The organism is Streptomyces sp. NPDC014907 (genome assembly GCF_055562975.1).
In genome coordinates, this window is record NZ_JBVHEG010000002.1 from 186,685 (window position 1) to 208,396 (window position 21,712).

The 21,712-nt window shown below is 75.2% G+C and carries 20 protein-coding genes and 1 pseudogene; 12 read left to right on the forward strand and 9 right to left on the reverse strand.

Annotated elements, in window-relative coordinates; translation table 11 throughout:
• Positions 1–16: 16 nt before the first annotated feature.
• The gene (locus ACZ3IL_RS06220) at positions 17–3,319 is read right to left on the reverse strand and encodes an AfsR/SARP family transcriptional regulator (protein WP_467387157.1); all 3,303 of its coding nucleotides are present in this window, start codon (positions 3,317–3,319) and stop codon (positions 17–19) included.
• 197 nt (positions 3,320–3,516) lie between these two features.
• Here ACZ3IL_RS06220 and ACZ3IL_RS06225 point away from each other — a divergent pair, with 197 nt between their 5' ends.
• Together ACZ3IL_RS06225 and ACZ3IL_RS06230 are read left to right on the forward strand one after the other, a co-directional pair.
• The gene (locus ACZ3IL_RS06225; RefSeq protein ID WP_467387159.1) at positions 3,517–4,311 is read left to right on the forward strand and encodes a site-2 protease family protein; all 795 of its coding nucleotides are present in this window, start codon (positions 3,517–3,519) and stop codon (positions 4,309–4,311) included.
• Between the two features lie 203 nt (positions 4,312–4,514).
• The gene (locus tag ACZ3IL_RS06230; RefSeq protein ID WP_467387161.1) at positions 4,515–5,108 is read left to right on the forward strand and encodes a nitroreductase family protein; all 594 of its coding nucleotides are present in this window, start codon (positions 4,515–4,517) and stop codon (positions 5,106–5,108) included.
• A 155-nt stretch (positions 5,109–5,263) separates the two neighbouring features.
• Here the strand turns inward: ACZ3IL_RS06230 and ACZ3IL_RS06235 are convergent, their stop codons facing one another.
• Both ACZ3IL_RS06235 and npdG read right to left on the reverse strand, forming a co-directional pair.
• Positions 5,264–5,500, reverse strand: coding sequence for a hypothetical protein (locus ACZ3IL_RS06235; RefSeq protein ID WP_467387163.1), 237 nt, complete (start codon positions 5,498–5,500; stop codon positions 5,264–5,266).
• Positions 5,501–5,560: 60 nt separating this feature from the next.
• Positions 5,561–6,292 (reverse strand): NADPH-dependent F420 reductase, encoded by a 732-nt coding sequence (npdG, locus tag ACZ3IL_RS06240; RefSeq protein WP_467387165.1) that lies wholly within the window; start codon positions 6,290–6,292, stop codon positions 5,561–5,563.
• Positions 6,293–6,670: 378 nt separating this feature from the next.
• Between npdG and ACZ3IL_RS06245 the strand changes: the two genes are divergently transcribed.
• Positions 6,671–7,273, forward strand: a complete 603-nt coding sequence (locus ACZ3IL_RS06245) for a hypothetical protein (RefSeq protein WP_467387167.1) — start codon at positions 6,671–6,673, stop codon at positions 7,271–7,273.
• Positions 7,274–7,395: 122 nt separating this feature from the next.
• Positions 7,396–8,703 carry an MFS transporter gene (locus ACZ3IL_RS06250; RefSeq protein ID WP_467387169.1) on the forward strand — a complete coding sequence of 436 codons (1,308 nt, stop codon included), beginning with the start codon at positions 7,396–7,398 and terminating at the stop codon, positions 8,701–8,703.
• Between the two features lie 105 nt (positions 8,704–8,808).
• Here the strand turns inward: ACZ3IL_RS06250 and ACZ3IL_RS06255 are convergent, their stop codons facing one another.
• A complete protein-coding gene (locus ACZ3IL_RS06255) occupies positions 8,809–9,039 on the reverse strand; it encodes a hypothetical protein (protein WP_467387171.1) in 231 nt (76 codons plus the stop codon).
• 59 nt (positions 9,040–9,098) lie between these two features.
• Here ACZ3IL_RS06255 and map point away from each other — a divergent pair, with 59 nt between their 5' ends.
• Both map and ACZ3IL_RS06265 read left to right on the forward strand, forming a co-directional pair.
• Positions 9,099–9,956: a type I methionyl aminopeptidase gene (map, locus tag ACZ3IL_RS06260; protein ID WP_467387173.1), complete on the forward strand. Its 858-nt coding sequence runs from the start codon at positions 9,099–9,101 to the stop codon at positions 9,954–9,956.
• A gap of 115 nt (positions 9,957–10,071) precedes the next feature.
• Complete coding sequence (locus ACZ3IL_RS06265; RefSeq protein WP_467387175.1) at positions 10,072–10,722, forward strand: biliverdin-producing heme oxygenase; 651 nt, start codon at positions 10,072–10,074, stop codon at positions 10,720–10,722.
• A 13-nt stretch (positions 10,723–10,735) separates the two neighbouring features.
• Here the strand turns inward: ACZ3IL_RS06265 and ACZ3IL_RS06270 are convergent, their stop codons facing one another.
• Positions 10,736–11,404 carry a PhzF family phenazine biosynthesis protein gene (locus ACZ3IL_RS06270; RefSeq protein WP_467387177.1) on the reverse strand — a complete coding sequence of 223 codons (669 nt, stop codon included), beginning with the start codon at positions 11,402–11,404 and terminating at the stop codon, positions 10,736–10,738.
• Positions 11,405–11,682: 278 nt separating this feature from the next.
• Here ACZ3IL_RS06270 and efeO point away from each other — a divergent pair, with 278 nt between their 5' ends.
• The 4 genes from efeO to ACZ3IL_RS06290 all read left to right on the forward strand — a co-directional run bounded on the left by efeO (position 11,683) and on the right by ACZ3IL_RS06290 (position 16,080).
• Positions 11,683–12,837, forward strand: coding sequence for an iron uptake system protein EfeO (gene efeO, locus ACZ3IL_RS06275; RefSeq protein ID WP_467387178.1), 1,155 nt, complete (start codon positions 11,683–11,685; stop codon positions 12,835–12,837).
• A 14-nt stretch (positions 12,838–12,851) separates the two neighbouring features.
• The gene (efeB, locus tag ACZ3IL_RS06280; RefSeq protein WP_467387179.1) at positions 12,852–14,147 is read left to right on the forward strand and encodes an iron uptake transporter deferrochelatase/peroxidase subunit; all 1,296 of its coding nucleotides are present in this window, start codon (positions 12,852–12,854) and stop codon (positions 14,145–14,147) included.
• 72 nt (positions 14,148–14,219) lie between these two features.
• On the forward strand, positions 14,220–15,101 hold the full coding sequence (gene efeU / locus ACZ3IL_RS06285; protein WP_467387180.1) for an iron uptake transporter permease EfeU: 882 nt from the start codon (positions 14,220–14,222) through the stop codon (positions 15,099–15,101).
• Positions 15,058–16,080, forward strand: coding sequence for an SCO2278 family lipoprotein (locus tag ACZ3IL_RS06290; protein WP_467387183.1), 1,023 nt, complete (start codon positions 15,058–15,060; stop codon positions 16,078–16,080). Before efeU ends, ACZ3IL_RS06290 begins: the two co-directional genes overlap by 44 nt.
• A 200-nt stretch (positions 16,081–16,280) precedes the next feature.
• Here the strand turns inward: ACZ3IL_RS06290 and ACZ3IL_RS06295 are convergent, their stop codons facing one another.
• Both ACZ3IL_RS06295 and ACZ3IL_RS06300 read right to left on the reverse strand, forming a co-directional pair.
• Entirely contained in the window at positions 16,281–17,060 is a 780-nt protein-coding gene (locus ACZ3IL_RS06295) for a bifunctional DNA primase/polymerase (RefSeq protein WP_467387185.1), read from the reverse strand.
• Between the two features lie 103 nt (positions 17,061–17,163).
• Positions 17,164–17,814 (reverse strand): TetR/AcrR family transcriptional regulator, encoded by a 651-nt coding sequence (locus ACZ3IL_RS06300; RefSeq protein WP_467387187.1) that lies wholly within the window; start codon positions 17,812–17,814, stop codon positions 17,164–17,166.
• Between the two features lie 156 nt (positions 17,815–17,970).
• On the opposite strand from ACZ3IL_RS06300, the gene ddaH reads away from it, so the two are divergent.
• Entirely contained in the window at positions 17,971–18,801 is an 831-nt protein-coding gene (gene ddaH, locus ACZ3IL_RS06305) for a dimethylargininase (RefSeq protein ID WP_467387189.1), read from the forward strand.
• A gap of 66 nt (positions 18,802–18,867) precedes the next feature.
• Positions 18,868–19,077 (forward strand): annotated as a pseudogene (locus ACZ3IL_RS06310) (pyridoxamine 5'-phosphate oxidase family protein); the annotation flags it as partial.
• A gap of 136 nt (positions 19,078–19,213) precedes the next feature.
• Here the strand turns inward: ACZ3IL_RS06310 and ACZ3IL_RS06315 are convergent.
• Together ACZ3IL_RS06315 and ACZ3IL_RS06320 are read right to left on the reverse strand one after the other, a co-directional pair.
• Positions 19,214–20,206 carry a small ribosomal subunit Rsm22 family protein gene (locus ACZ3IL_RS06315; protein WP_467387190.1) on the reverse strand — a complete coding sequence of 331 codons (993 nt, stop codon included), beginning with the start codon at positions 20,204–20,206 and terminating at the stop codon, positions 19,214–19,216.
• A 9-nt stretch (positions 20,207–20,215) separates the two neighbouring features.
• The gene (locus tag ACZ3IL_RS06320; protein WP_467388171.1) at positions 20,216–21,619 is read right to left on the reverse strand and encodes a multidrug effflux MFS transporter; all 1,404 of its coding nucleotides are present in this window, start codon (positions 21,617–21,619) and stop codon (positions 20,216–20,218) included.
• Positions 21,620–21,712: the final 93 nt, after the last annotated feature.

The following is a 21,712-nucleotide window of genomic DNA, read 5'->3' on the forward strand; positions in this document are numbered from 1 at the left end:
GAACCCCTCGCGGGGGTCAGGACTCGGCGCGCTCTCTGATCGCGTCGGCGGCGCGGCCGAGCAGGGCGGTGGCCTCCTCGAAGGAGAGGCCGCCGCCCTCGGCGCGTGCCGTCTCGAACTCCTCTTCGCCGAGCGCGGAACGGACCAGCGCGGTGGCCCGCTCCAGCTGTTCCAGCTCCGTCGGCGGCGCCAGGTGCCCCGGCGGGAGCAGCGCGTCCCTGGCCCCGAGCAGCACCGCACCGGTCCGCGCCTCCGGCCCCCCGAGCCCGGCGAGGGCCCAGGCGGCGACGACCAGGTGCGCCGCCGGCATCTGCGGGCCGATCATCATGGACAGCGGGGCCAGGGAGCGCTCGTACGCCTCCGCGGCGAGGGCGAACCCGGAGCCGTACCGGCCGTCCAGGACGTCCAGCCAGCCCAGGCCGCCGAGGGTGAAGCCCTCGAAGAGGGCGAGGGTCTCGGTGTCGAACTCCTTCCGCAGCACGAGGAGCTGTTCGCGGGCCTCGGCGGTGCGCCCCGCGCGGCCGAGCGCCACGCCGAGGAACATGCGGGCGCCGACCCGGGGTTCGTGGCCCAGGCCGTGGTCGTCCGCCAGGATCTCGCGCAGGATCGCCTCGCCCTCGTCGAGCCGGCCGGTCTCGACGAGCGTGCCGGCGTACCGGGCCCGCAGGAGCAGCACCTGCGCCTGGGCGCCGACCCGTTCGGCGTAGCCGATGGCGGCGGTGAAGTCCGCGGCCGCCTCCTCGAACTCCAGCCGCCGTTCCCTGGCCTCCGCGCGGGAGGAGAGCGCCTCGGCCGCGCCCCAGGCGTCACCGAACCGGACGAAGAGCTCCAGGCTCTCGTCGGCGTCGGCGACGGCCTCGGCGGCCCGGTCGCCCCGGTTGGCGAGCAGGTTGGCGCGCAGCTGGAGCACGTTGGCGAGGTCCCAGTCGTAGCCGTACCGGCGGCAGGCGTCGACGGTGACGTCGAGCTGTTCGCCGAGCCGGTCGGCCTCCCCGGCGAGGAGGAGCGCGAAGAAGGCGTAGGTGCCGGGCAGCCGGCAGGACTGGGGCAGGCCGGGGTCGTACACGGCGGTCATCTCGCGCAGCCGCCGCACCCCCTCGGGGCTGGTCCAGCGGCCGGTCTGGTGGCTCATGTTGATCAGTTCGACGAGCCGCACCCCGCGCCGGGCCTCCCACCGCTGCTCCTCGGAGAGCGGCGGCGGCGCGGCCGTGCACGGCTCGTACAGGGGCACGACGGGGGCGGCGGGCGGCACGAACGGGTCGGGTCCGAGGGCCGCGACGGCCTCGGTCCAGTACAGGGCGTCGGTGCGCAGGTCGCGCATCTGCCAGTACCAGATCAGGCAGTGGACGAGGACGAGCGCCTCGTCCTCGTCGCGCGCGTCGACGGCCCGGCGCAGGGCGGTGCGGAGGTTGCCGTACTCGGTCCCGAAGCGGGCGACGGCGGCGACCTGGTCCGGTCCGCGCAGTTCGGGGTCGGTGCGGCGGGCCAGCTCCCGGTAGTACGTGAGGTGCCGCCGCTCCACCCCGGCCCGCTCCCCGGCCTCCTCCAGCCGCTCCCGCGCGTACTCCGCCACCGTTTCGAGCAGCCGGTACCGCATCCCCTCCTCGCCCGGCGAGGCGACCACCAGCGACTTGTCGACCAGCGCGCCCAGGACGCCGAGCACGTCCCCGGTCCCGTCGCCGGCGCACACCGCCTCCGCCGCCGCCAGGTCGCACCCGCCCGTGAACACCGCGAGGCGCCGCAGGACCGCCCGCTCCGCCCCGTCGAGCAGCTCCCACGACCAGTCCACCACCGCCCGCAGCGTCTGCTGGCGCGGCAGCACCGTCCGCGCCCCCGCCGTCAGCAGCCGGAAGCGGTCGTCGAGCCGGTCCGCGATCTGCCGCACCGACAGCATCCGCAGCCGCGCGGCCGCCAGCTCGATCGCCAGCGGCAGCCCGTCCAGGCGCCGGCACACCTCCTCCGCCGCCTCCCGGTCCTCCCCCACCGAGAACCCCGGCCGCGCCGCCGCGCCCCGCTCCCCCAGCAACCGCAGCGCCGTTCCCGCCGGCAGCGGGCCCAGTGGCCGCACCACCTCCCCCGGCACCCCCAGAGGCTCCCGGCTCGTCGCCAGGACCCGCAGGTCCGGGCAGCGGGCGAGAAGGGCCTCGGCCAGCGCGGCGGCGGCGCCGACGACGTGCTCGCAGTTGTCGAGGAGCAGCAGCATCCGGCGCCCGGCGCAGTGCTCGACGAGCCGGGCGAGGGGGTCGTTCCCGGCCCGCAGCTCCCCGGCCCCCGCGCCGCGCAGGACGGTCTCGCGGGCGCCGACGGCCGCGAGGACGGCCTCGGGCACGGCCTCCGGGGCGGTGACGGGGGCGAGTTCGGCGACCCAGACGCCGTCCGGCCAGGTCCCGGCCCCGCGTTCGGCGGCCTCCTGCGAGAGGCGGGTCTTCCCGGCGCCGCCGGGCCCGAGCAGGGTGACGAGGCGGGCCGTCCGCAGGTCCTCCCGGAGTGCGGCGATCTCCTCGTCGCGGCCGACGAAGCTGGTGAGCCGTGCGCGCAGGTTCCCGGGGACGGGGGCGGGCACGGAGGCCGGGGCGCGCTCCGGTGCCGGCGGGGGCGCCGGGGCGAGCAGTTCCGTGTGGAGGGCCCGCAGGGCCGGGGACGGGTCGGTGCCGAGGCGGCCGGCGAGGGCGCGGCGGACCTCCTCGTAGGCGGCGAGGGCCTCGGCGGCCCGGCCGGTGTCGCGGAGGGCGCGGACCCTGAGGGCCTGGAGGGGTTCGTCCAGGGGGCGGGTCGCGCAGAGGGCGGTCAGTTCGGGGAGGACGGCGGACGCGTCCCCGAGGGCCAGGGCCGCCTCCAGCCGGGCGCGGCGGGCGTCGAGGCGGCGGGCCTCCCAGCGGGGGGCCTCCGCGTCCCGGTCCGGCAGGTCCGCGAGGGCGGGACCGCGCCAGAGCCCCAGGGCCTCGTCGAGGAGGGCGGCGGCGCGCGCCGGGTCGCCGGTGCCGAGCGCGGCCACGCCCTCGGCGGTGAGGCGTTCGAAGCGGCGGACGTCCACGTCCTCGGGCCGGGCGGCGAGCCGGTAGCCGCCGTCCGCGGAGACCACCCGGTCCCGGCCGAGGGCCCTGCGCAGCCGCCCGACGAGGGCCTGGAGCGCGGCGACCGCGTCGGCGGGCGGCTCGTCGCCGTGCCAGATCCCGTCCACGAGGTCCGCCACGGGCACGGTGCGGCCCGGCCGCAGGGCGAGGACGGTGAGCAGCGCGCGGACCCGGGGGCCGCCGACGGGCACGTCGGTGCCGTCGGGCGCGTGGGCGAGGGTGGGGCCGAGGACGGAGTAGCGCACGGGCCCATTCTCCGTGAGGGCGCGGACCCCCTCTCCCCGGGGGAGCGGGAGCCGGGGAGGGGCCCCGGAACCGAATCCGCCCCCCGGTACGTTCCCCGTCCACCACTCCGCACCGTCCCCGCCCCCGCACACCACTCCGCGCCGTCGCCGCATGACCACCCCGCACCGTCCCCGTCCCCGTCCCCTGGGAGTCCCGCATGACCACGGTCACCGCCCGGAACCGCGAGCGGCGGATCAGCCCCGTCTTCGTGGCGATCCTCGCCGTCACGGCCGTCACCGGCTGGGCGGTGTGGACGGACTTCGCCGCCCTGCCCGGCCTGGCGGTCTTCCTCTTCGTGACCTCGGCCTGGGTGGTGTCGCTCTGCCTGCACGAGTACGCGCACGCCCGGACGGCCCTGTACGGCGGGGACGTCACGGTGGGCGCGAAGGGCTACCTGACCCTGAACCCGCTGAGGTACACGCACGCGGTGCTGAGCGTCGTGCTCCCGGTGCTCTTCGTGATCATGGGCGGGATCGGCCTGCCGGGCGGCGCGGTCTTCGTCGACCGGGGGCGGATCCGGGGCCGCTGGAAGCACAGCCTGGTCTCGGCGGCGGGCCCCCTGACGAACGTGCTCTTCGCGCTGGTCTGCACGGCCCCGTTCTGGCTGGACGCGCTGGACGGGGTGCCGCCGGCCTTCCGGTACGCGCTCGCGTTCCTGGCGTTCCTCCAGGTGACGGCGGCGCTCCTGAACTTCCTGCCGGTGCCGGGGCTCGACGGGTACGGGGTGGTGGAGCCCTGGCTGTCGTACGGGGTGAAGCGGCGGATCGAGCCGTACGCGCCGTACGGCTTCTTCGTCGTGATCGCCCTGCTGTTCGTCCCGGCGGTCAACGGCGCCTTCTTCGACGCGATCGACGCGCTGATGCGAGCCCTCGGCGTGCCGGAGGCGAGCCGGTACTGCGGTGCGCGGCTGTTCCGGTTCTGGGAGGGGGCGCCGGAGTTCTGCGGGGTCTAGGCGCGTGCCGGAAGCGGCGTCGTCCGCCCGGGGGGGGGCGGGCCCGGCGGCGTCCGGTGCGTGCGGCGCGGGATCGCCGGTCCGGTACAGCGGGCGGGCGGCATGCCGGGGCGCGGAAACGTAACCCTCGCCCGATCTCCGCGTTGATCACCGTGCAAGGTGGTCACAGGTGGTCACAGGTGCTCACATCGGGATAACGCACAGTGAGTTCAGAGAAGGGCGCTCCCCCGGCCGGCTCCGGTGGGGACCCGTACCAGGCCCGCTACCTGGCCCACCAGGAACGCAAGAAGCACACCCTCGTCGAGATCATGCGGCGCCGTCACAGCGACCGCATGTACGACAGCCGGCCCGTCGGGGCCGAGGATCGGGCCGCGCTGGAAGAGGCCGTCAGCCTCGCCCCGTCCAGTTGTGACCGGCGAGGCGTACGCGCCGTGCCCGTGGACGACCGCGACCGGCTCGCGCTCCTCGGGGGCCTCCTCGTCGGCGGAACCGGCTGGGTCCACCGTGCCCCGCTCGTGCTGCTGATGATGGCGGACCCGATCGCCTACAAAGCCGGTGACGAGATCGAGTTCATGCCGTACCTCGACGCCGGGTGCATCATCCAGCAGGTCATGCTCCGTGCCACGGACCTCGGGCTGGCGACCGCCTACGTCAACCCGAACATCCGCGACCCGAACCGGTCCCACTTCCACCACGTGTTCGGTGACGGCGTGTACTGCGGGGCCGTCGCCCTCGGCCACCCCCTGCCGGACTCACCCGACAGGCTCCACCACCAGCAACGCCGCAAGACCCGCTGAGCCGCCGCACGAGGCGGGGGGCGCCCGGCCGGTCGTCATGAGGCGACGAGCCGGTACCGCGACGGTTTTCGTGGTGGCGGCCGGGCGGGTCCGGGTGCGGTCCCGGAGCACTGCGCCCGGCACCCGCGCTCCGCGCGCTCCGGGGAGGGGCCGGGTCAGCCCTGCGCGGCGGTCTTCCCGGCCCTGGCGCGGCGGAGGTAGTACCAGGCCATGTTCGAGGAGAGGCCGGCGAGGAGGACCCAGACGACGCCGAGGAAGCTGCCCTCGACGAAGGAGACGACGGCCGCGACGACGGCGAGGGCGCAGACGGCGAGGGCGTAGAGGGCGAGGCGGGGCATGGGGGTCGGCTCCTGTCCGGGTACGGCTGACGGTGCCCGTCCAGTGTCCCCCATGCCCGGGAGCTTCCGTCCTCCGGCTCGCTCCTCCCGCGCGTACGCCCCCTTCCGGCGGCCTCAGACGTCGGTGATCCGGAGGCCCGCGTGGGCCTTGTAGCGGCGGTTGACCGAGATCAGGTTGGCGACGAGCGACTCGACCTGGTGGGCGTTGCGCAGCCGGCCGGCGAAGACGCCGCGCATGCCGGCGACGCGACCGGCGAGGGCCTGGACGATCTCCACGTCGGCGCGCTCCTCGCCGAGGACCATCACGTCGGTGTCGATCTCCTCGACGGAGGCGTCCTGGAGGAGGACGGCGGAGAGGTGGTGGAAGGCTGCGGTGACCCGGGAGCCGGGGAGGAGCGCGGCGGCCTGCTCGGCGGCGGAGCCCTCCTCGGGCTTGAGGGCGTAGGCGCCCTTCTTGTCGAAGCCGAGCGGGTTGACGCAGTCCACGACGAGCTTGCCGGCCAGTTCCTCGCGCAGCGACTCCAGCGTCGCGGCGTGGCCCTCCCACGGCACGGCGACGATCACGACGTCGCTGCGGCGGGCGGTCTCGGCGTTGTCGGCGCCCTCGACGCCGTGGCCCAGCGCCCCGGCGGCCTCCCGCGCGCGCTCGGCGGCGCGGGAGCCGATGATCACCTTCTGGCCGGCCCGGGCGAAGCGGTAGGCGAGGCCGCGGCCCTGCTCGCCGGTGCCGCCGAGGACGCCGACGACGAGGCCGGAGACGTCGGGGAGGTCCCACGGGTCCTTGGGGGTCCGGGAGGCCTTGGCGGCGGTGGGGTCCTGGGGCGCGCTGGAGGGGTGCGAAGTCATGGGCCCGACATTACCCAGCGTCCGGGCGTCCGGGCCGGACCCGTACGGGGAGAGCCGGGGGAGCCCGGGGGCCGGGGTCGAGCCCGCGAGCGGGGCTCGGGGCCGGACTGGGGGGCCGGGGCCTAGAGGCCGGGAGCCCGGAGCTCGGGCTGGGGGCCGGCGGACCAGGAGCCCGGGGCTCGGGCCGGGGAGTCGGGAGCCAGGGAGCCCGGGAGCGAACGCGCACCCCGAGATCCCGAGGCCCCGAGGCTCCCAAGGCCACGAGGGAGCCCGTGGGCCGTGGGGGGACACCCTCGGGAGCGCGTGCGGGCCCCCCGTACGGGTGGAACCGCCGGGATCGCCCGCGGGCGGGCCCGGCGTCGTGCAGGATGCGGGCGCATGGACGCCGTACGGGTCGCGCTGCTGCGGGAAGTGCTCGCCGGGACGGAGTGGCCGGGGGCGGCCCGCCGGTTCGCGGGGGCACTCCGTTCCTCGGTGGTGTCGCACCGGGGCGGGCTGCTCCTGGTCGGCACCGAGGAGTACGAGCCCTGGCACCTGGCGGCGCACCTGGTGGACGAGTCCGCCTGGTCGGGGCTTCCGGAGCTGGCGCCGACGCTGGTGCGGCACCGGGTGCGGCCGGGCGCCCCGGCGCACCTGGCGGTCGGCCTGAACCGGCTGGAGGCGGCGGGGCGCGGGGCGACGCTCCTGATGGTGGCGCCGGAGCGGCCGGACGCGGGGCTGCTCCAGCGGGTGCACGACGCCCGGCGGGCGGGGGCCACGGTGCTGGCCCTCGACGGGGGCGACGCGGAGGTGCGGGGGCTGGCGCACGAGACGCTGGCGGTGGCGGAGGGGGCGGAGGTGGATCTGGACACGGTGCAGCACCTGGTGAGCGCGGCGGCCGGGGAGAACACCCTGCCGCCGCCGCGCGGCGGCCGCCGTCTCCGGGACCGCCTCTCGGAGCTCGCGGACCGCCTGACGGCCCCGCCGCCACCGCGCTGGTAGGGGGCCGCCCCGGGGCGGGCCCCCTGCGGGCCCCCTCACCGCCCCCGGGCCCGGGTTCGCCTTCCCGATTATCGGGTTGCCTTCGGCATCCTCCGGACGGAACATGACCCCTCGTGTCCTCCGTGCTCTCGAAGCTTTCCGCCGTTCTGCCCGATCCGGCGCCCTGGCGCGCCTCCCGCGACTTCCGGCTCCTGTGGGTCCAGGGGCTCGTGACGTTCTTCAGCAGCGCCATGGCGATGGTCGCCCTGCCGCTCCAGATCAAGGAGCTGACGAACTCGCCGCTCGCGGTCGGGGCGATGGGCGCGGTCGAGCTGGTGCCGCTCGTGGTGTTCGGCCTGTACGGCGGGGCGCTCGCGGACGCGGTGGACCGGCGGCGGGTGATCCTGTGGACCGAGGCGGGTCTCGGCACGCTCGCCGTGGTCCTGCTGGCCAACGCGCTGCTGCCGGAGCCGTCGCTCTGGCCGCTGTACGTGGTCGCGGCCGGGGTGTCGGCGCTCGCGGGGCTCCAGCGGCCCGCGCTCGACTCGCTGTTCGCCCGGATCGTGCCGCACGAGCACCAGACGGCGGCGGCGGCGCTGAACTCGCTGCGCTGGCAGATGGGCGCCGTCGCGGGTCCGTCGCTCGCGGGTCTGGTGGTGGCGTACGCGGGTCACGCGCCCGCGTACGCGGTGACGGCGGGCGGTTTCGCGGTGTCGGTCCTGATGTGCCGGCGCCTCTCCCCCGCACCGCCCGCGCACGACGCGGAGAAGCCGTCGCTGCGGGGCATCGCGGAGGGGGCGCGGTACGCCTGGTCGCGGCCCGTGCTGCTCGGCACGTACGCGATCGACATGGCGGCGATGTTCTTCGCCTTCCCGAACACGATCTTCCCGTTCCTCGCGGACGACCTGGACGCGGACTGGTCGCTCGGCCTGATGTACGCGGCGGGCTCGGTCGGGTCGCTGGTCCTGGGCCTGACCAGCGGCTGGACCTCGAAGGTGCGGCGGCACGGCCTGCTCGTGGCCGGCGGGGCGGCGGCCTGGGGCCTGGCGATCGCGGCGGCCGGCTGGTTCGGGAACGTCTGGCTGGTGCTGCTGTGCCTGTCCTTCGCGGGCGCGGGCGACATGCTGAGCGGCCTGGGGCGCTCCACCATCTGGAACCAGACGATCCCGGAGGAGCTGCGGGGCCGGCTCGCCGGCATCGAGGTGCTGTCCTACAGCGTCGGCCCGCAGCTGGGGCAGGTGCGGGCGGGCGTGGCGGCGGGCTGGACCGGCACCCGGACGGCGGTCTGGACGGGCGGCGTGGCCTGTGTGGCCTCGGTGGGGCTGCTCTGCCTGACCCTGCCGAAGCTCATGACGTACGACTCCCGGACGGACGAGGACTCGTTGCGCCGGAGGGCGCAGCAGGCGGCGGCCGAGGAGGCCCGTACGGGGGGCCCGGCGGGGGGCGAGTAGCCGCGCGCGGCCGCCGGACCCCGGCCGGGGGCGCGGGGCGGACCCGTACGGGTCCGCGGAGAGGCGCCGGGGCCCCGGCCGGGGACGGCCCGGCCGGGGCCGCCGTCACTCGGGGTTCTCGTCCTTCCCCGCGCGGTCGTGCCAGCGCGGGTCGGTCTCCCACTCCAGGTTCCGCTCGCGGGCGGTCTCCAGGGCGTGGGCGGCCTCCGCACGGCTCGGATACGGGCCGAAACGGTTCTTCGCGGGGCAGTCGGGGCCTTCCTCGACCTTCTTGTGCTCCAGGCAGTAGTACCACTCGCCCGGTTTGCCCGTGACGCGCTTCTTGAACAGGGCCATCGTCGGCTCCTTCCTCCGGAGATCATGGTGCCCCGGACCCGGTCGTTACACTCGCTGGCATGTCTGGCCAGTCGCTCCTCGTCCCGGGGGAACTCTCCCCCCACCGCTCCGTCCCGGGCTCCATCCGCCGCCCCGAGTACGTCGGGAAGCCCGCCCCGGCCCCGTACACCGGCCCCGAGGTGCAGGATTCCGACACCGTCGAGCGGATGCGGATCGCCGGCCGCATCGCCGCGCGGGCGATGGAGGAGGCCGCCAAGCACATCGCCCCGGGGGTCACCACCGACGAGCTCGACCGGGTCGCGCACGCGTACATGTGCGACCACGGTGCCTACCCGTCCACCCTCGGCTACCGGGGGTTCCCGAAGTCCCTGTGCACCTCGGTGAACGAGGTGATCTGCCACGGCATCCCGGACTCCACGGTGCTGCGGGACGGCGACATCGTGAACCTGGACGTCACGGCCTACATCCACGGCGTGCACGGCGACAACAACGCCACCTACCTCTGCGGCGACGTGGACGAGGAGTCGCGGCTGCTCGTGGAGCGGACCCGGGAGGCCCTGAACCGGGCGATCAAGGCGGTGAAGCCGGGCCGCCGGATCAACGTCGTCGGGCGGGTCATCGAGTCGTACGCCAAGCGCTTCGGCTACGGCGTCGTGCGCGACTTCACCGGGCACGGCATCAACACGTCCTTCCACTCCGGTCTGATCGTGCCGCACTACGACTCCCCCCACCACACGACCCTCATCCAGCCCGGCATGACCTTCACCATCGAGCCGATGCTGACGCTCGGCACCCACGACTACGACATGTGGGACGACGGCTGGACCGTGGTGACCAAGGACCGCAAGCGGACGGCCCAGTTCGAGCACACCCTCGTCGTGACGGAGGACGGGGCGGAGATCCTGACGCTGCCCTGACCGGGGAAGCGGGTGACCCCTCTTGCCGACAGGGCGTCGGGAACCGGTTGACCGGGCGGGCCGCACTCGACAGGATCGTCACTGGTTCCCGTTTTCCCGGACCCGGAGGCACGCCTTGGACACGCCCTTCTCGACGCTCCTCCGCACGGCGTCGCACGAGCAGCACGCCGAGGCGGAGTCGTCGCCCTTCCTGGGCCGCCTCCTGGGCGGGCGCCTCGGCGTCGACGCCTACGCGCGCTACACGGAGCAGCTCTGGTTCGTGTACCGGGCCCTGGAGCAGGACGCGGAGGCGCTGCGCGAGGACCCGGTCGCCGGGCCGTTCGTCCGGCCCGAGCTGTTCCGCACGGCCGCCCTGGAGCGGGACCTCGCCCATCTGCGGGGCCCGGACTGGCGGGCCGGCCTCGCGCCGCTGCCGGCCACCGCGGCGTACGCCGAACGGGTCGCCGAGTGCGCCCGCGACTGGCCCGGCGGCTACGTGGCGCACCACTACACGCGCTACCTGGGCGACCTCTCGGGCGGCCAGGTCATCCGCGCCGGGGCGGAGCGCGCCTGGGGCTTCGCGCGCAAGGGCGACGGGGTCCGCTTCTACGTCTTCGAGGAGATCCCCCACCCGGCCGCGTTCAAGCGGGCGTACCGGGAGCTGCTCGACGGGGTCAACGCCGACGACCTGGAGAGGCAGCGGATGGTCGACGAGTGCCGGCGCGCCTTCGCCTTCAACGGCGCGGTCCTCCGCCGGCTCGGGGACGAGTTCCCGCTGAGCGCGTGAGGGCCGGGCGGGGTCAGCGCGTGAGCGTGCCCTCCAGGCGGACGCGGCCGCCGAGCTCCACGATGCCGCCGGGGCCGGGAGCGGTGAGCAGTTGCGATCCCCGGCCCTGCGTGATGTTCAGGGCCCGCCCCAGCTCCGCCGTGAGGAGCAGCGCCGCCGCCCCGGTCGCCTCGTCCTCGTCGATGCCGTCGCCGCGCCCCGGGAAGGCCCGCGCCCTGATCCGCCCGGCGGCCTCCTCCTCCCAGGCCCAGGCGTAGACCCATTCTCCCGGCTCGGGCACCTCCAGGGCCTCGACCTCGGCGGCGGAGGCGTACCGGCGCAGGGTGCGGGGCGGGGCCCATTCGGCGCGCGCCTCGATCCAGGTGAACTCCCCGTCGCCGCGCACCCACACCTCGCCGGCCGGCGGGTGGACGACCTCCAGGTCGAGGAGCCAGGCCGCGCCGACGAGCGGGTGCCCGGCGAACGGCAGCCGCAGGCCGGGCGTGTAGATGTCGACGGTCCCGCGCTCCGGGTCGTCCACGAACACCGTCTCGCTGAAGCCGAGTTCCTTGGCGAGCGCCTGCCGCGAGGCCTCGTCGGGGTGGGTACGGGCGTCCCGTACGACGCCCAGGGCGTTCCCGTACCGGCCGTCGCCCGCACAGAAGACCCGCAGGACGTCGATGTCAGTGGCGGTCGTGTTCATGCCGGGATTCAACCACCCGGCCGCCCGGTGGCAGGGCGGCATCCGGAATCCGGGCGCTCCCCGCGCCGCCGGGACGACGGGGCGGCGCGCCCGGCCCCCGCCCCCTCTTGACCCGCTCTTGACCGGGGACTGAACCGTCCTTGGAGCCGCCGTGACCTCTCCGTGTCCGATGTGCCGGGGATGAGAGCCGGATCACTGGACGGACCGGTATGCGTGCGGTAAGCCTCCGCTAAGTTAGGTCCGCCTCAGTTCCGTGTCCCGTCGTTCCTGGAGTCCCCATGCGAGCCGTCCGCCTCTCCGTCGTCACCGCCGCAGCGACCGCCGCGGCCCTGGCCGCCGTCACGGGATGCGCCGAGAAGGGCGAGGGCGACGCGAAGGACGGCGCGATCACCGTCGTCGCCAAGGACGACTCCTGCGAGGTGTCGAAGAAGGAGTTCCCGGCCGGGCACGTGAAGCTGGCCGTCGAGAACCGGGGCTCCAAGGTCACCGAGGTCTACGTCCTCCACCCGGACGACCGGATCGTCACCGAGCGCGAGAACATCGGCCCCGGCACCAAGGCCACGCTCACCGCCGAGATCAAGGCCGGCGACTACGCGATCGCCTGCAAGCCGGGCATGAAGGGCGCGGGCATCCGGCAGCCGGTCAAGGTCACCGGCGGCGCCGCGGGCACCGGGCGCTCCCCCGAGATGGACGCGGCCGTCGCCGCCTACCGCCAGTACGTCCAGGCGCAGGCCGAGGAGACCCTTCCCAAGGTGAAGGTCTTCACCGACGCCGTCCGCGCCGGGGACGTCGAGGCCGCCAAGAAGGCCTACGCCCTCTCCCGCGTCGGCTGGGAGCGCACCGAGCCGGTCGCGGAGTCCTTCGGCGACATCGACCCCAAGGTCGACGTCCGCGAGGACGGCCTGGAGGACGGCCAGGACCCGGCGAAGGACTGGACCGGCTGGCACCGCCTGGAGAAGGCGCTCTGGCAGGACAAGAAGATCGGCACCCGGGAGAAGGAGCTCGCGGACGTCCTGGACAAGGACCTCGCGGACTGGGTGAAGCGGGTCGGCAGGGCCGAGATCACCCCGACCTCCATGGCCAACGGTGCCAAGGAGCTCCTGGACGAGGTCGCGAGCGGCAAGGTCACGGGCGAGGAGGAGCGCTACTCCCACACCGACCTGGTCGACTTCAAGGCGAACGTCGAGGGCGCGCAGATGTCCTTCGGCCTGCTGAAGCCGGTCGCGTCCAAGAACGACCCCGCGCTCGTCGCCGAACTCGACAAGCAGTTCGCCGCCCTGAACGCGCTGCTCGACAAGTACCGGGCGGACAAGAACGGTTACGACTTCACCTCGTACGACAAGGTCGGCAAGGAGCAGCGCAAGGAGCTGTCGGACGGCGTCAACGCGCTGGCCGAGCCGCTCTCCAAGCTGGCCGCCGCCGTCGTCAAGTGACCGGAGGCCCCGACATGAGCGAGCCCACCGACAGGACCGACAGGACCGCCGCCCGGGAGGACGCCGCGCGGGAGACCGCCGCGCCCTCCCGCCGCACGGTCATCGGCTGGGGCGGTGCCGGGCTCGCGCTCGGTGCCGCCGCGGCCGGCGGCGCCGTCGCGCTGACCCGGGACGGGGGCGGCACCGAGCCGGTCGCCGACAGCGGTTCGGCCGTGCCCTTCCACGGTCCGCACCAGGCCGGCATTGCCACCGCCGTGCAGGACCGGCTGCACTTCGCGGCCTTCGACGTGAAGACGAAGGACCGGGCGGAGCTGGTCCGGCTCCTCAAGGACTGGACGCGGGCCGCCGAGCGGATGACGGCCGGTTCCGAGGTCGGCGAGGGGGCGTACGGCGGTCTGCCGGAGGCCCCGCCGGACGACACCGGCGAGGCCCTCGGCCTGAAGCCCTCCCGGCTCACCCTCACGATCGGCTTCGGGCCCTCGCTCTTCGACGGGCGCTTCGGCCTGAAGGACCGGCGCCCCGGAGCCCTGATCGACCTGCCCCGTTTCCCCGGCGACAACCTGGACCCGGCCCGCAGCGGCGGCGACCTCTGCGTCCAGGCCTGCGCGGACGACCCGCAGGTCGCGGTGCACGCCATCCGCAACCTCGCCCGGATCGGCTTCGGCAGGGTCGCGGTGCGCTGGTCCCAGCTCGGCTTCGGCAAGACGTCCTCGACGACCCCGGACGCCCAGACCCCGCGCAACCTCTTCGGCTTCAAGGACGGCACCCGCAACATCGCGGGCACCGACACCGCCCGTCTCGACGAGCACGTGTGGGTCTCCGGGAAGGACGCGCGGGGCCCGGCGGCCTGGATGGAGGGCGGCTCGTACCTCGTCGCCCGCCGCATCCGCATGAACATCGAGACCTGGGACCGCACCTCGCTCGCCGAACAGGAGGACGTCTTCGGCCGCGACAAGCGCGAGGGCGCCCCGGCCGGGAGGGCGAAGGAGCACGACGAGCCGTTCCTGAAGGGGATGAAGCCGGACGCGCACGTCCGGCTCGCCCACCCGGACAGCAACGGGGGCGCCACGATCCTGCGCCGGGGCTACTCGTTCACGGACGGCACGGACGGTCTCGGACGCCTGGAGGCGGGGCTGTTCTTCCTCGCGTACCAGCGGGACGTCCGCACCGGCTTCCTGCCGGTGCAGACCTCGCTGGCCCGCGCCGACGCCCTCAACGAGTACGTCCAGCACGTGGGTTCGGCGGTGTTCGCGATCCCGCCGGGCGTCCGGGACGGCGACGACTGGTGGGGCCGGGGCCTGTTCTCGTGACCCCGGTCCACGCACCCCCCGCCCCCACGACCCACGCCACTCCGGTCCACGCACCCCTGGGAGGGAGCCGACGTGTTCGGTAACTATCTGATCGGCCTGCGCGAGGGCCTCGAAGCCAGTCTGGTCGTCTGCATCCTCGTCGCGTACCTGGTGAAGACCGGGCGGCGGGACGCGCTGAAGCCGGTCTGGGCCGGCGTCGGCGTGGCCGTCGGCGTCGCCCTGGCCTTCGGGGCCGGGCTCGAGTTCGGCTCCCAGGAGCTGACCTTCGAGGCGCAGGAGCTGCTCGGCGGTTCGCTGTCGATCGTCGCGGTGGTCCTGGTGACCTGGATGGTCTTCTGGATGCGGCGCACGGCCCGGCACCTCAGGTCGGAGCTGCACGGGAAGCTGGACGCGGCCCTCCGGATGGGCACGGGCGCGCTGGTCGCCACCGCCTTCCTCGCGGTGGGCCGCGAGGGCCTGGAGACGGCGCTCTTCGTGTGGGCGTCGGTGCGGGCCTCGTCCGACGGCACGTACGCGCCGCTGGCCGGGGTCCTCCTCGGCCTGCTCACGGCGGTCCTGATCGGCTGGCTGTTCTACCGGGGCGCGGTGCGGATCAACCTGGCGAAGTTCTTCACCTGGACCGGCGGGATGCTGGTCGTGGTGGCGGCGGGCGTCCTCGCGTACGGCGTGCACGACCTGCAGGAGGCGCGCTTCCTCGGCGGCCTCACGGACAAGGCCTTCGACGTCTCGGAGACGATCCCCCCGGACAGCTGGTACGGCACCCTCCTGAAGGGCGTCTTCAACTTCCAGCCGGACCCGACGGTCCTCCAGGTCACGGTGTGGGCGCTGTATCTGGTCCCGGCGCTCGCGCTCTTCCTCGCCCCGATAGGGTCGGGTGCGTCCACGCGGGTGAAGAAGCAGAAGGCGACCGATGAGAAGGCTGAGGCTGAGGCGAGCGCCGGGAAGACCGCTTGAGCGGCGGCCGGCGGGGCTGCTCGCGACGGCGGCCGCCGCGACCGTCCTGGCGCTGACGGCGAGCGGCTGCGTGACGGTGCACGGCGAGACGGCACTGGTGCCGCCGGCGACGGAGGCCGAGGCGGCACGGGCCCTGGCGGACTTCACGAGCGCCTTCAACCGCGCCGACAAGGCCCACGACCCGGCCCTGGACGCGGACCGGGTCACCGGCCCGTTCGGGGAGATCAACCAGGCGGGCCTGCGCGCCCGTTCGGTCCTCGCGCCCGGCGGCGACACGCGGCACGAGCCGCTGGAGCTGACGGACGCGCGCTTCCTGCTGCCCCGCAAGGCGGGCTGGCCGCGCTGGTTCGTCGCGGACGCCGACTCCAACCGGAGCTCCGGCCGGCGCTGGCTCCTGGTCTTCGTGCGCAACGGGCCCGAGCAGCGGTGGAAGGCCGCCCACCTCGCCGTCCTCGCCCGGAGCGAGATCCCCGCGTTCGCGGAGGAGGAGGGGTACGCGGTGCCGGTCGCCCCGGACGCCGACGCGCTGGCGGTCGCGCCCGGGAAGCTGGGCGCGCGGTACGTGGCGTACCTGAAGGACGGGACGGACGGGACGCCGGGGCCGTTCGCGGCGGGCCCGCACACCACGGAGTGGCGGGCGCAGCGGCGGAAGACGGCCGAGCGGCCCGGCCTCGCGACCCAGTACGCCGACCGGACCGCCGACCAGGGGGACTTCGCGCCGCTGGGGCTGCGGACCCGGGACGGCGGCGCGCTCGTCTTCTTCGCGACCCGGTACTTCGAGCGGCAGACGGCGGCGCGGGGCTACCGGCCCAAGGTGAGCGCGGACGTCAAGGCGCTGATGACCGGCACGGTCGAGGACACGGTCACCCGGGAGTGGGTGTCCGGCCAGACGGCCCTGGTGAAGCCGGCGGGCACGGACCGGGACGCGGTCACGGTGGTGGGCCGGCTCCAGGGCGTGGTGGGGGCGGTGGGCTCGTAACGCCCCGGCGCACGGCGGCCCGGCGCCGCTCCCGCGCTCCCCGTCCGTCCTTCCCGCTCTCCCCGCCCGCCCGGGCCGGCGCCCCGGCGGACCGGTACGGGCCGGCGGGGCGAACACGTCGGCGGGTCGGGCCGATCGGCAGGCCGGGCGGGCCGGCGGGTCACGGGTCGAACACGTCGGCGGGTCAGCGGGTCAGCGGGTCAGCGGGTCAGCGGCCAGGCGATCTCGTGGGCCGCGTGCCCGTCGTCGCCGTCCGCCCCGCGCTCGGCCGCGTGGCGGGCACAGGCGTCCTGGAGGGTCTCCAGGAGGTTCAGCGGGTCGGGCAGCGGGTGCTCGGGGCCGCGGAGCCAGGAGACGACCGGGTGGGCGTCCTCGTCCCCGGGGAGCCGGGCGGGCGGCACGAGGACGTAGCTGCCGCGGCAGTGCCAGCGGAGGCCCGGGTGCTCGTCCATGGTCTCCGGGTGGCAGTCCAGCTCGCAGGGCCACCACTCGTCCTCGTCCTCGGGCGTGCCGCGGGTGGCGGTGAAGAAGAGCATCCGCCCGGCGTCGGGGCGGGCGTCGGCCGACTCGGCGACGGGACCGACCTCGACGCCCTCGGCGAGCAGGCGCTCCAGGGCGGCGCGGCCGGCGGCCAGCGGCACGTCGAGGACGTCGTGGACCATGCCGGTGGCGGTGACGAAGTTCGCCGCGGGCTCGTTGCGGGCCCAGCGCTCGATCTGGGCGCGGTCGGTGGTCGACTGGGTCTGCCAGGCGAAGGAGACGGGGTGCCGGGCGGGGGTGGGACAGCCGATCCGCTCACAGGAACAGCTGTAACCGACGGGGTACGCGGCGGGGGCCAGGGGCAGCCCGGCGGCGGCGGCGGCCAGGAGCAGCCGCTCGCGGTCGCCCTCGTCGTCGGCCGCGGTGCGTTTGGGGCGCCTGCGCAGCCACTGCGCGAGTCTGCCCTCCGTGCCGCGGTAGCGGTCGATGCCGTCGCCCATCTATCCCCTCACACCTCGTGCTCGCCCGTTCGGCTCCGCCCATGGTCCCACCATCCTGCGCTCCGGGTGACCGGAGTGCGGAACCGGGGTGCCCGTCCGGCCGTCAGGCCCTCGGGGCGAGGCCCCGCAGGACCTGGTCGACCAGGGCGTCGGCGTAGGCGTGGGTGAGCGGCAGGGTGCGGTGGAGCCACCGGTGGTGGAGGGGGCCGACCAGGAGTTCGACGGCGAGGCGGGGGTCCGTGTCCGGGGCGACGTCCCCGGCGGCCCGGGCGGCCTCGATGCGGCGCGCGTACACCTGGAGCTGGGGTTCGAGCAGCGCCTCGGTGAAGCGGGCGCCCAGCTCGGGGTCCACGGTCCCCTCGGCGGAGAGCGCGCGGGTGGGGCCGTCGAAGGCGGGGTCGTTCAGTTCGTCCACGGTGGCGCGGAGGACCCGCTTGAGGTCGGCGGCGAGGTCGCCGGTGTCGGGAATTCCGTCCCCGTCCTCCGCGTCGCGGGCGTCGCCGGCGCGGGCCGCCGCGCCGGTCCGGGCGGCCAGGTCGAGGAAGGCGTCGAGGAGGACGGCCGCCTTGGAGGGCCACCAGCGGTAGATGGTCTGCTTGCCGACCCCGGCGCGGGCGGCGATGCCCTCGACGGTGGTCCTCGCGTAGCCGTTCTCGGAGACGAGCGCGAGGGCGGCGTCGAAGATGGCGCGGCGGGAGCGTTCGCTGCGGCGGGAGGCGTCGGGTGCGGCCTTGGCGGGCCCGGTCCTGGACATGGGCCCGAACCTACCATCCGACGAGACGACACGTCTCGCCACGCCGGGTGGTCCGCGAACCACCCGAACGGTCCACTGCGCGAAGGGCTCCGAAGGCGGACCATGGGGTCCACCGAATCCCGGCCCTTCCGTCCTCCCGTCCGTGAGGAGCCCCTCTTGCGCCCCACTCCGCGCACGTCCTCGCCCCGCCGTTACCTGATGTGCCCACCCACGCACTTCGCGGTGACGTACTCCATCAACCCCTGGATGGACCCCACCAAACCGGTCGACGTCCCCCTCGCCCTCGCCCAGTGGGAGGACCTGCGCGACCGCTACCAGGCGCTCGGCCACACCGTGGAGCTCCTGGAACCGGACCCGGCGCTCCCCGACATGGTCTTCGCGGCGAACGGCGCCACCGTCGTCGGGGGCCGGGTCCTCGGCGCCAGGTTCGCGCACCCGGAGCGCGCGGCCGAGGCCGGCGCGCACCTGGCGTGGTTCCGCCGCAACGGCTGGGCCGAGGACGACCTGCGCGCGCCGGAGCACGTGAACGAGGGCGAGGGCGACTTCGCCGTCACCGCGTCCTGGGTCCTCGCCGGGCGCGGCTTCCGCTCCAGCCCGCTCGCGCAGAACGAGGCGCAGGAGTTCTTCGGCCGGCCGGTGATCGGCCTGGACCTGGTGGACCCGCGCTACTACCACCTGGACACGGCGCTGTGCGTCCTGGACGACGCCCGCGACGAGGTCATGTACTACCCGGACGCCTTCTCCCCCGGCAGCCGCGCGGTGCTCGCCCGGCTCTTCCCGGACGCCCTGACCGCGACGGCCGAGGACGCGGCGGCCCTCGGCCTCAACGCGGTGAGCGACGGCCGGAACGTCCTGCTGCCGCAGGCGGCGGTGGGCCTCTTCGAGCCGCTCCGCCGGCGGGGCTTCGAACCGGTCGGCATGGACCTGAGTGAACTCCTCAAGGGCGGCGGCAGCGTGAAGTGCTGCACCCAGGAGCTGCGGGCCTGAACCGGACGGCCGGACGGCCGGTTCACACCGGCGCGCCCCGGCCGCCCGGCCGCTCCCTCCACTCCGGCCGCCACGGCCCTCCTGGCCCTCTCCCTGGAGGAGGCGTCCGTGAAGATACGCACCGGGGCCCCCGACGACGGCGAGGACGCCCGGCAGGGCCTGTGGGCCGGCGTCCTGCCGCTGCGCACGACCTGGGGCGAACCGGAGCCGGACCCGCTGCTGCCCGCCGGCACCAAGGCCCCCGCCCACCTGGCCGAGCGGGCCGGCACCGTCGCGAACCGAGCGGGAGAGGGAGCGGCGGCCGGCGCCGTCTCCCGGGCGGCGTTCCGGAAGCCGTCTCCCGGAACGTGTCGCGGACGTCCCGTCCGGCCCGCGCCGCCCGCGGGTGGCCGGGCCGCTCCCGCGACACGCCTCAGCCGGAGTCCCCGGCCGTCTCCGGCGGCCAGGCGTCGCCCCACTCCACGTCACGGGCCCGCTTGTAGAGGGGGCCGTGGCGCTTGGTGACCGTCTCGCGGGAGAGGCCCCCGGGGTCGCAGAGGTCGAGCAGGACCAGGCCCTTGCGGATCTGCGGCCTGCGGACGATCCGGGCGGCGGCGGGGTCCACCGGGAACCGGGTGGCCGCCACGTACGCGTACTTCTCGTCCTCGTACGCCAGCGAACCGCCCTTCACCTTCCGGTGCAGCGAGGAGCGGCTGACCCGGGCCGAGAAATGGCACCAGTCCGTGCCGGGCGCGATCGGGCAGGCCCCGCTGTGCGGGCAGGGCGCGGCGACGGTGAACCCGGCCCCGACGAGCAGGGTGCGGGCCGCGATGATCCGCTCGTAGCCGTCCGGGGTGCCCGGCTCGACCACGAGGACCGCCCGCGCGGCGCGGGCCGCCTCGGCGACGAGCGCGGCGCGGTCGGCCTCGGTCAGTTCCTTGAGGACGTACGAGACGGTGACCAGGTCCGTGTCCGCGAGGCGCAGCGCGGAGCCGATCCGCTCGCGCCGCCACTCCGCGTCCAGGAAGCCGCCGGCCAGCTCGCGGCCGAGCGCGAGGGCGGGCTCGGCCCAGTCGAGGACGGTCGTGCGGGGCGGCCGGTCGCCCCAGGCCTCCGCGACGGCCCAGCTCGCCGCGCCCGTGCCGCCGCCGACGTCGGTGTGGGTGCGCGGCTCCCAGTCGGGCGCGGCGTCCCGCAGGGCGCCGAGGGCGCCCCGTACCGCCTCGAAGGTCGCCGGCATCCGGTACGCGGCGTACGCGGCGACGTCGGAGCGGTCGCGGAGCACGGGGGCGTCGGTCGGGGTGGTGCCCCGGTAGCTGGCGATCAGCCGCTCGACGGCCTGGGCGGCCCGGTGGGGCGGGAGGCCGTCGAGGAGCCCGGCGAGGGCGGCGCGCAGGGAGTCGGCGGAGGGAGCGGAGGCGTTCACCGAGACAGTCTAGGCGGCGGGGCCCCGTGCCTCCCCGGCCGCCGGGGCGGGTTCCGCGTGTGCGCCGGACCGCCACGGGCGGCACAGGCCCAGGAAGCAGGCGAGGGCGAGGACGGCGCAGGTGAGCTGGACGACGGCCATCGGGACGGCCGTGTGCTCGCCCGCGATCCCGACCAGCGGGGAGGCGACGGCGCCGACGAGGAAGGACGAGGTGCCGAGGAGGGCGGAGGCGGACCCGGCGGCGTGCGGGGTGCGCATCAGGGCCTGGGCGTTGGTGTTCGGCATGGCGAGGCCCATCGCGGACATCAGGACGAAGAGCCCGGCGGACACGGGCACGAGCCCGGCCTTCCCGAAGACGCCGGTGGTCATCAGGAGCAGCGCGGTCGCGGCGAGCAGGATGGCGGCGAGGCCCCAGCCGAGCGCCTTGTCGAGGCTGACGCGGCCGACGAGGAGCTTGCCGTTGACCTGGCCGACGACGACGAGGCCGACGGAGTTGAGGCCGAAGAGCAGGCTGAAGGTCTGCGGCGAGGCCCCGTAGATCGTCTGCACCACGAACGGCGAGGCCGATATGTAGGAGAAGAGGACCGCGAAGGCGAGGCCGCCGGTCAGCATGTAGCCGGTGAAGACCCGGTCCGCGAGGAGGCCCCGCATGGTGCGCAGGGCCTCGCCCACCCCGCCCTCGTGGCGCCGCTCCGGCGGCAGCGTCTCCCCCAGGAAGCGGTGGACCACGACGGTGAGGAGGACGCCGACGGCGGCGAGGACGTGGAAGACGCCCCGCCAGTCGGTGATCCGCAGGATCTGGCCGCCGACGAGGGGCGCGACGATCGGGGCGACGCCGGAGATCAGCATCAGGGTGGAGAAGAAGCGGGCCATCTCGACGCCGTCGTAGAGGTCGCGGACCACGGCGCGGGCGATGACGATGCCGGCGGCGCCCGCGAGGCCCTGGAGCAGCCGGAAGCCGACGAGCGCCCCGGCGGTGGGCGCGAAGGCGCAGGCGACGGTGGCGAGGACGTACACGATCATGCCGGTGAGCAGCGGCCGGCGGCGTCCCCACTTGTCGCTCATGGGGCCGACGACGAGCTGGCCGAGGGCCATGCCCGCGAGACAGGCGGTGAGGGTGAGCTGCACGGTGGCGGCGGGCGCCCCCAGCGCTCCGGTGACCTCCGGCAGCGCCGGAAGGTACATGTCCATGGAGAGCGGGGGGAGGGCGGTGAGGCCGCCCAGGACGAGGGTGACGAGCAGCCCCGTCCGCCGGGCGGCGGCGACGCCGGGGGTGGCGGGGGCGGCGGCCCCGGTGGGGACGGTGGCCCCCGTGGGGACGGCGATCCCGGCGGAGGCACCGGCCGCGTCGGGGGCGACGGGTGCCTTCTCGGTGGTGTTTCCCTGTGGTGTCTTCCGGCCGCTCTCCGGCATCGACAGCTCCATTTCGTTGAATCCTTGCCTATGCTCTCAGCTCGGCCGGCATGGTCGAGACCTCTGCGAGACGGGCGGGGACATGGGGACGGG

Coding starts and splice junctions, on each gene's coding strand:
- ACZ3IL_RS06290 (WP_467387183.1), top strand. CDS start 15,058: ATGAGAAGGCTGAGGCTGAGGCGAGCGCCGGGAAGACCGCTTGAGCGG.
- ACZ3IL_RS06225 (WP_467387159.1), top strand. CDS start 3,517: ATGACCACGGTCACCGCCCGGAACCGCGAGCGGCGGATCAGCCCCGTC.
- map (WP_467387173.1), top strand. CDS start 9,099: ATGTCTGGCCAGTCGCTCCTCGTCCCGGGGGAACTCTCCCCCCACCGC.
- ACZ3IL_RS06235 (WP_467387163.1), bottom strand. CDS start 5,500: ATGGGGGACACTGGACGGGCACCGTCAGCCGTACCCGGACAGGAGCCG.
- efeO (WP_467387178.1), top strand. CDS start 11,683: ATGCGAGCCGTCCGCCTCTCCGTCGTCACCGCCGCAGCGACCGCCGCG.
- ACZ3IL_RS06255 (WP_467387171.1), bottom strand. CDS start 9,039: ATGGCCCTGTTCAAGAAGCGCGTCACGGGCAAACCGGGCGAGTGGTAC.
- npdG (WP_467387165.1), bottom strand. CDS start 6,292: ATGACTTCGCACCCCTCCAGCGCGCCCCAGGACCCCACCGCCGCCAAG.
- ACZ3IL_RS06320 (WP_467388171.1), bottom strand. CDS start 21,619: ATGCCGGAGAGCGGCCGGAAGACACCACAGGGAAACACCACCGAGAAG.
- ACZ3IL_RS06245 (WP_467387167.1), top strand. CDS start 6,671: ATGGACGCCGTACGGGTCGCGCTGCTGCGGGAAGTGCTCGCCGGGACG.
- ACZ3IL_RS06270 (WP_467387177.1), bottom strand. CDS start 11,404: ATGAACACGACCGCCACTGACATCGACGTCCTGCGGGTCTTCTGTGCG.
- ACZ3IL_RS06295 (WP_467387185.1), bottom strand. CDS start 17,060: ATGGGCGACGGCATCGACCGCTACCGCGGCACGGAGGGCAGACTCGCG.
- ACZ3IL_RS06300 (WP_467387187.1), bottom strand. CDS start 17,814: ATGTCCAGGACCGGGCCCGCCAAGGCCGCACCCGACGCCTCCCGCCGC.
- efeB (WP_467387179.1), top strand. CDS start 12,852: ATGAGCGAGCCCACCGACAGGACCGACAGGACCGCCGCCCGGGAGGAC.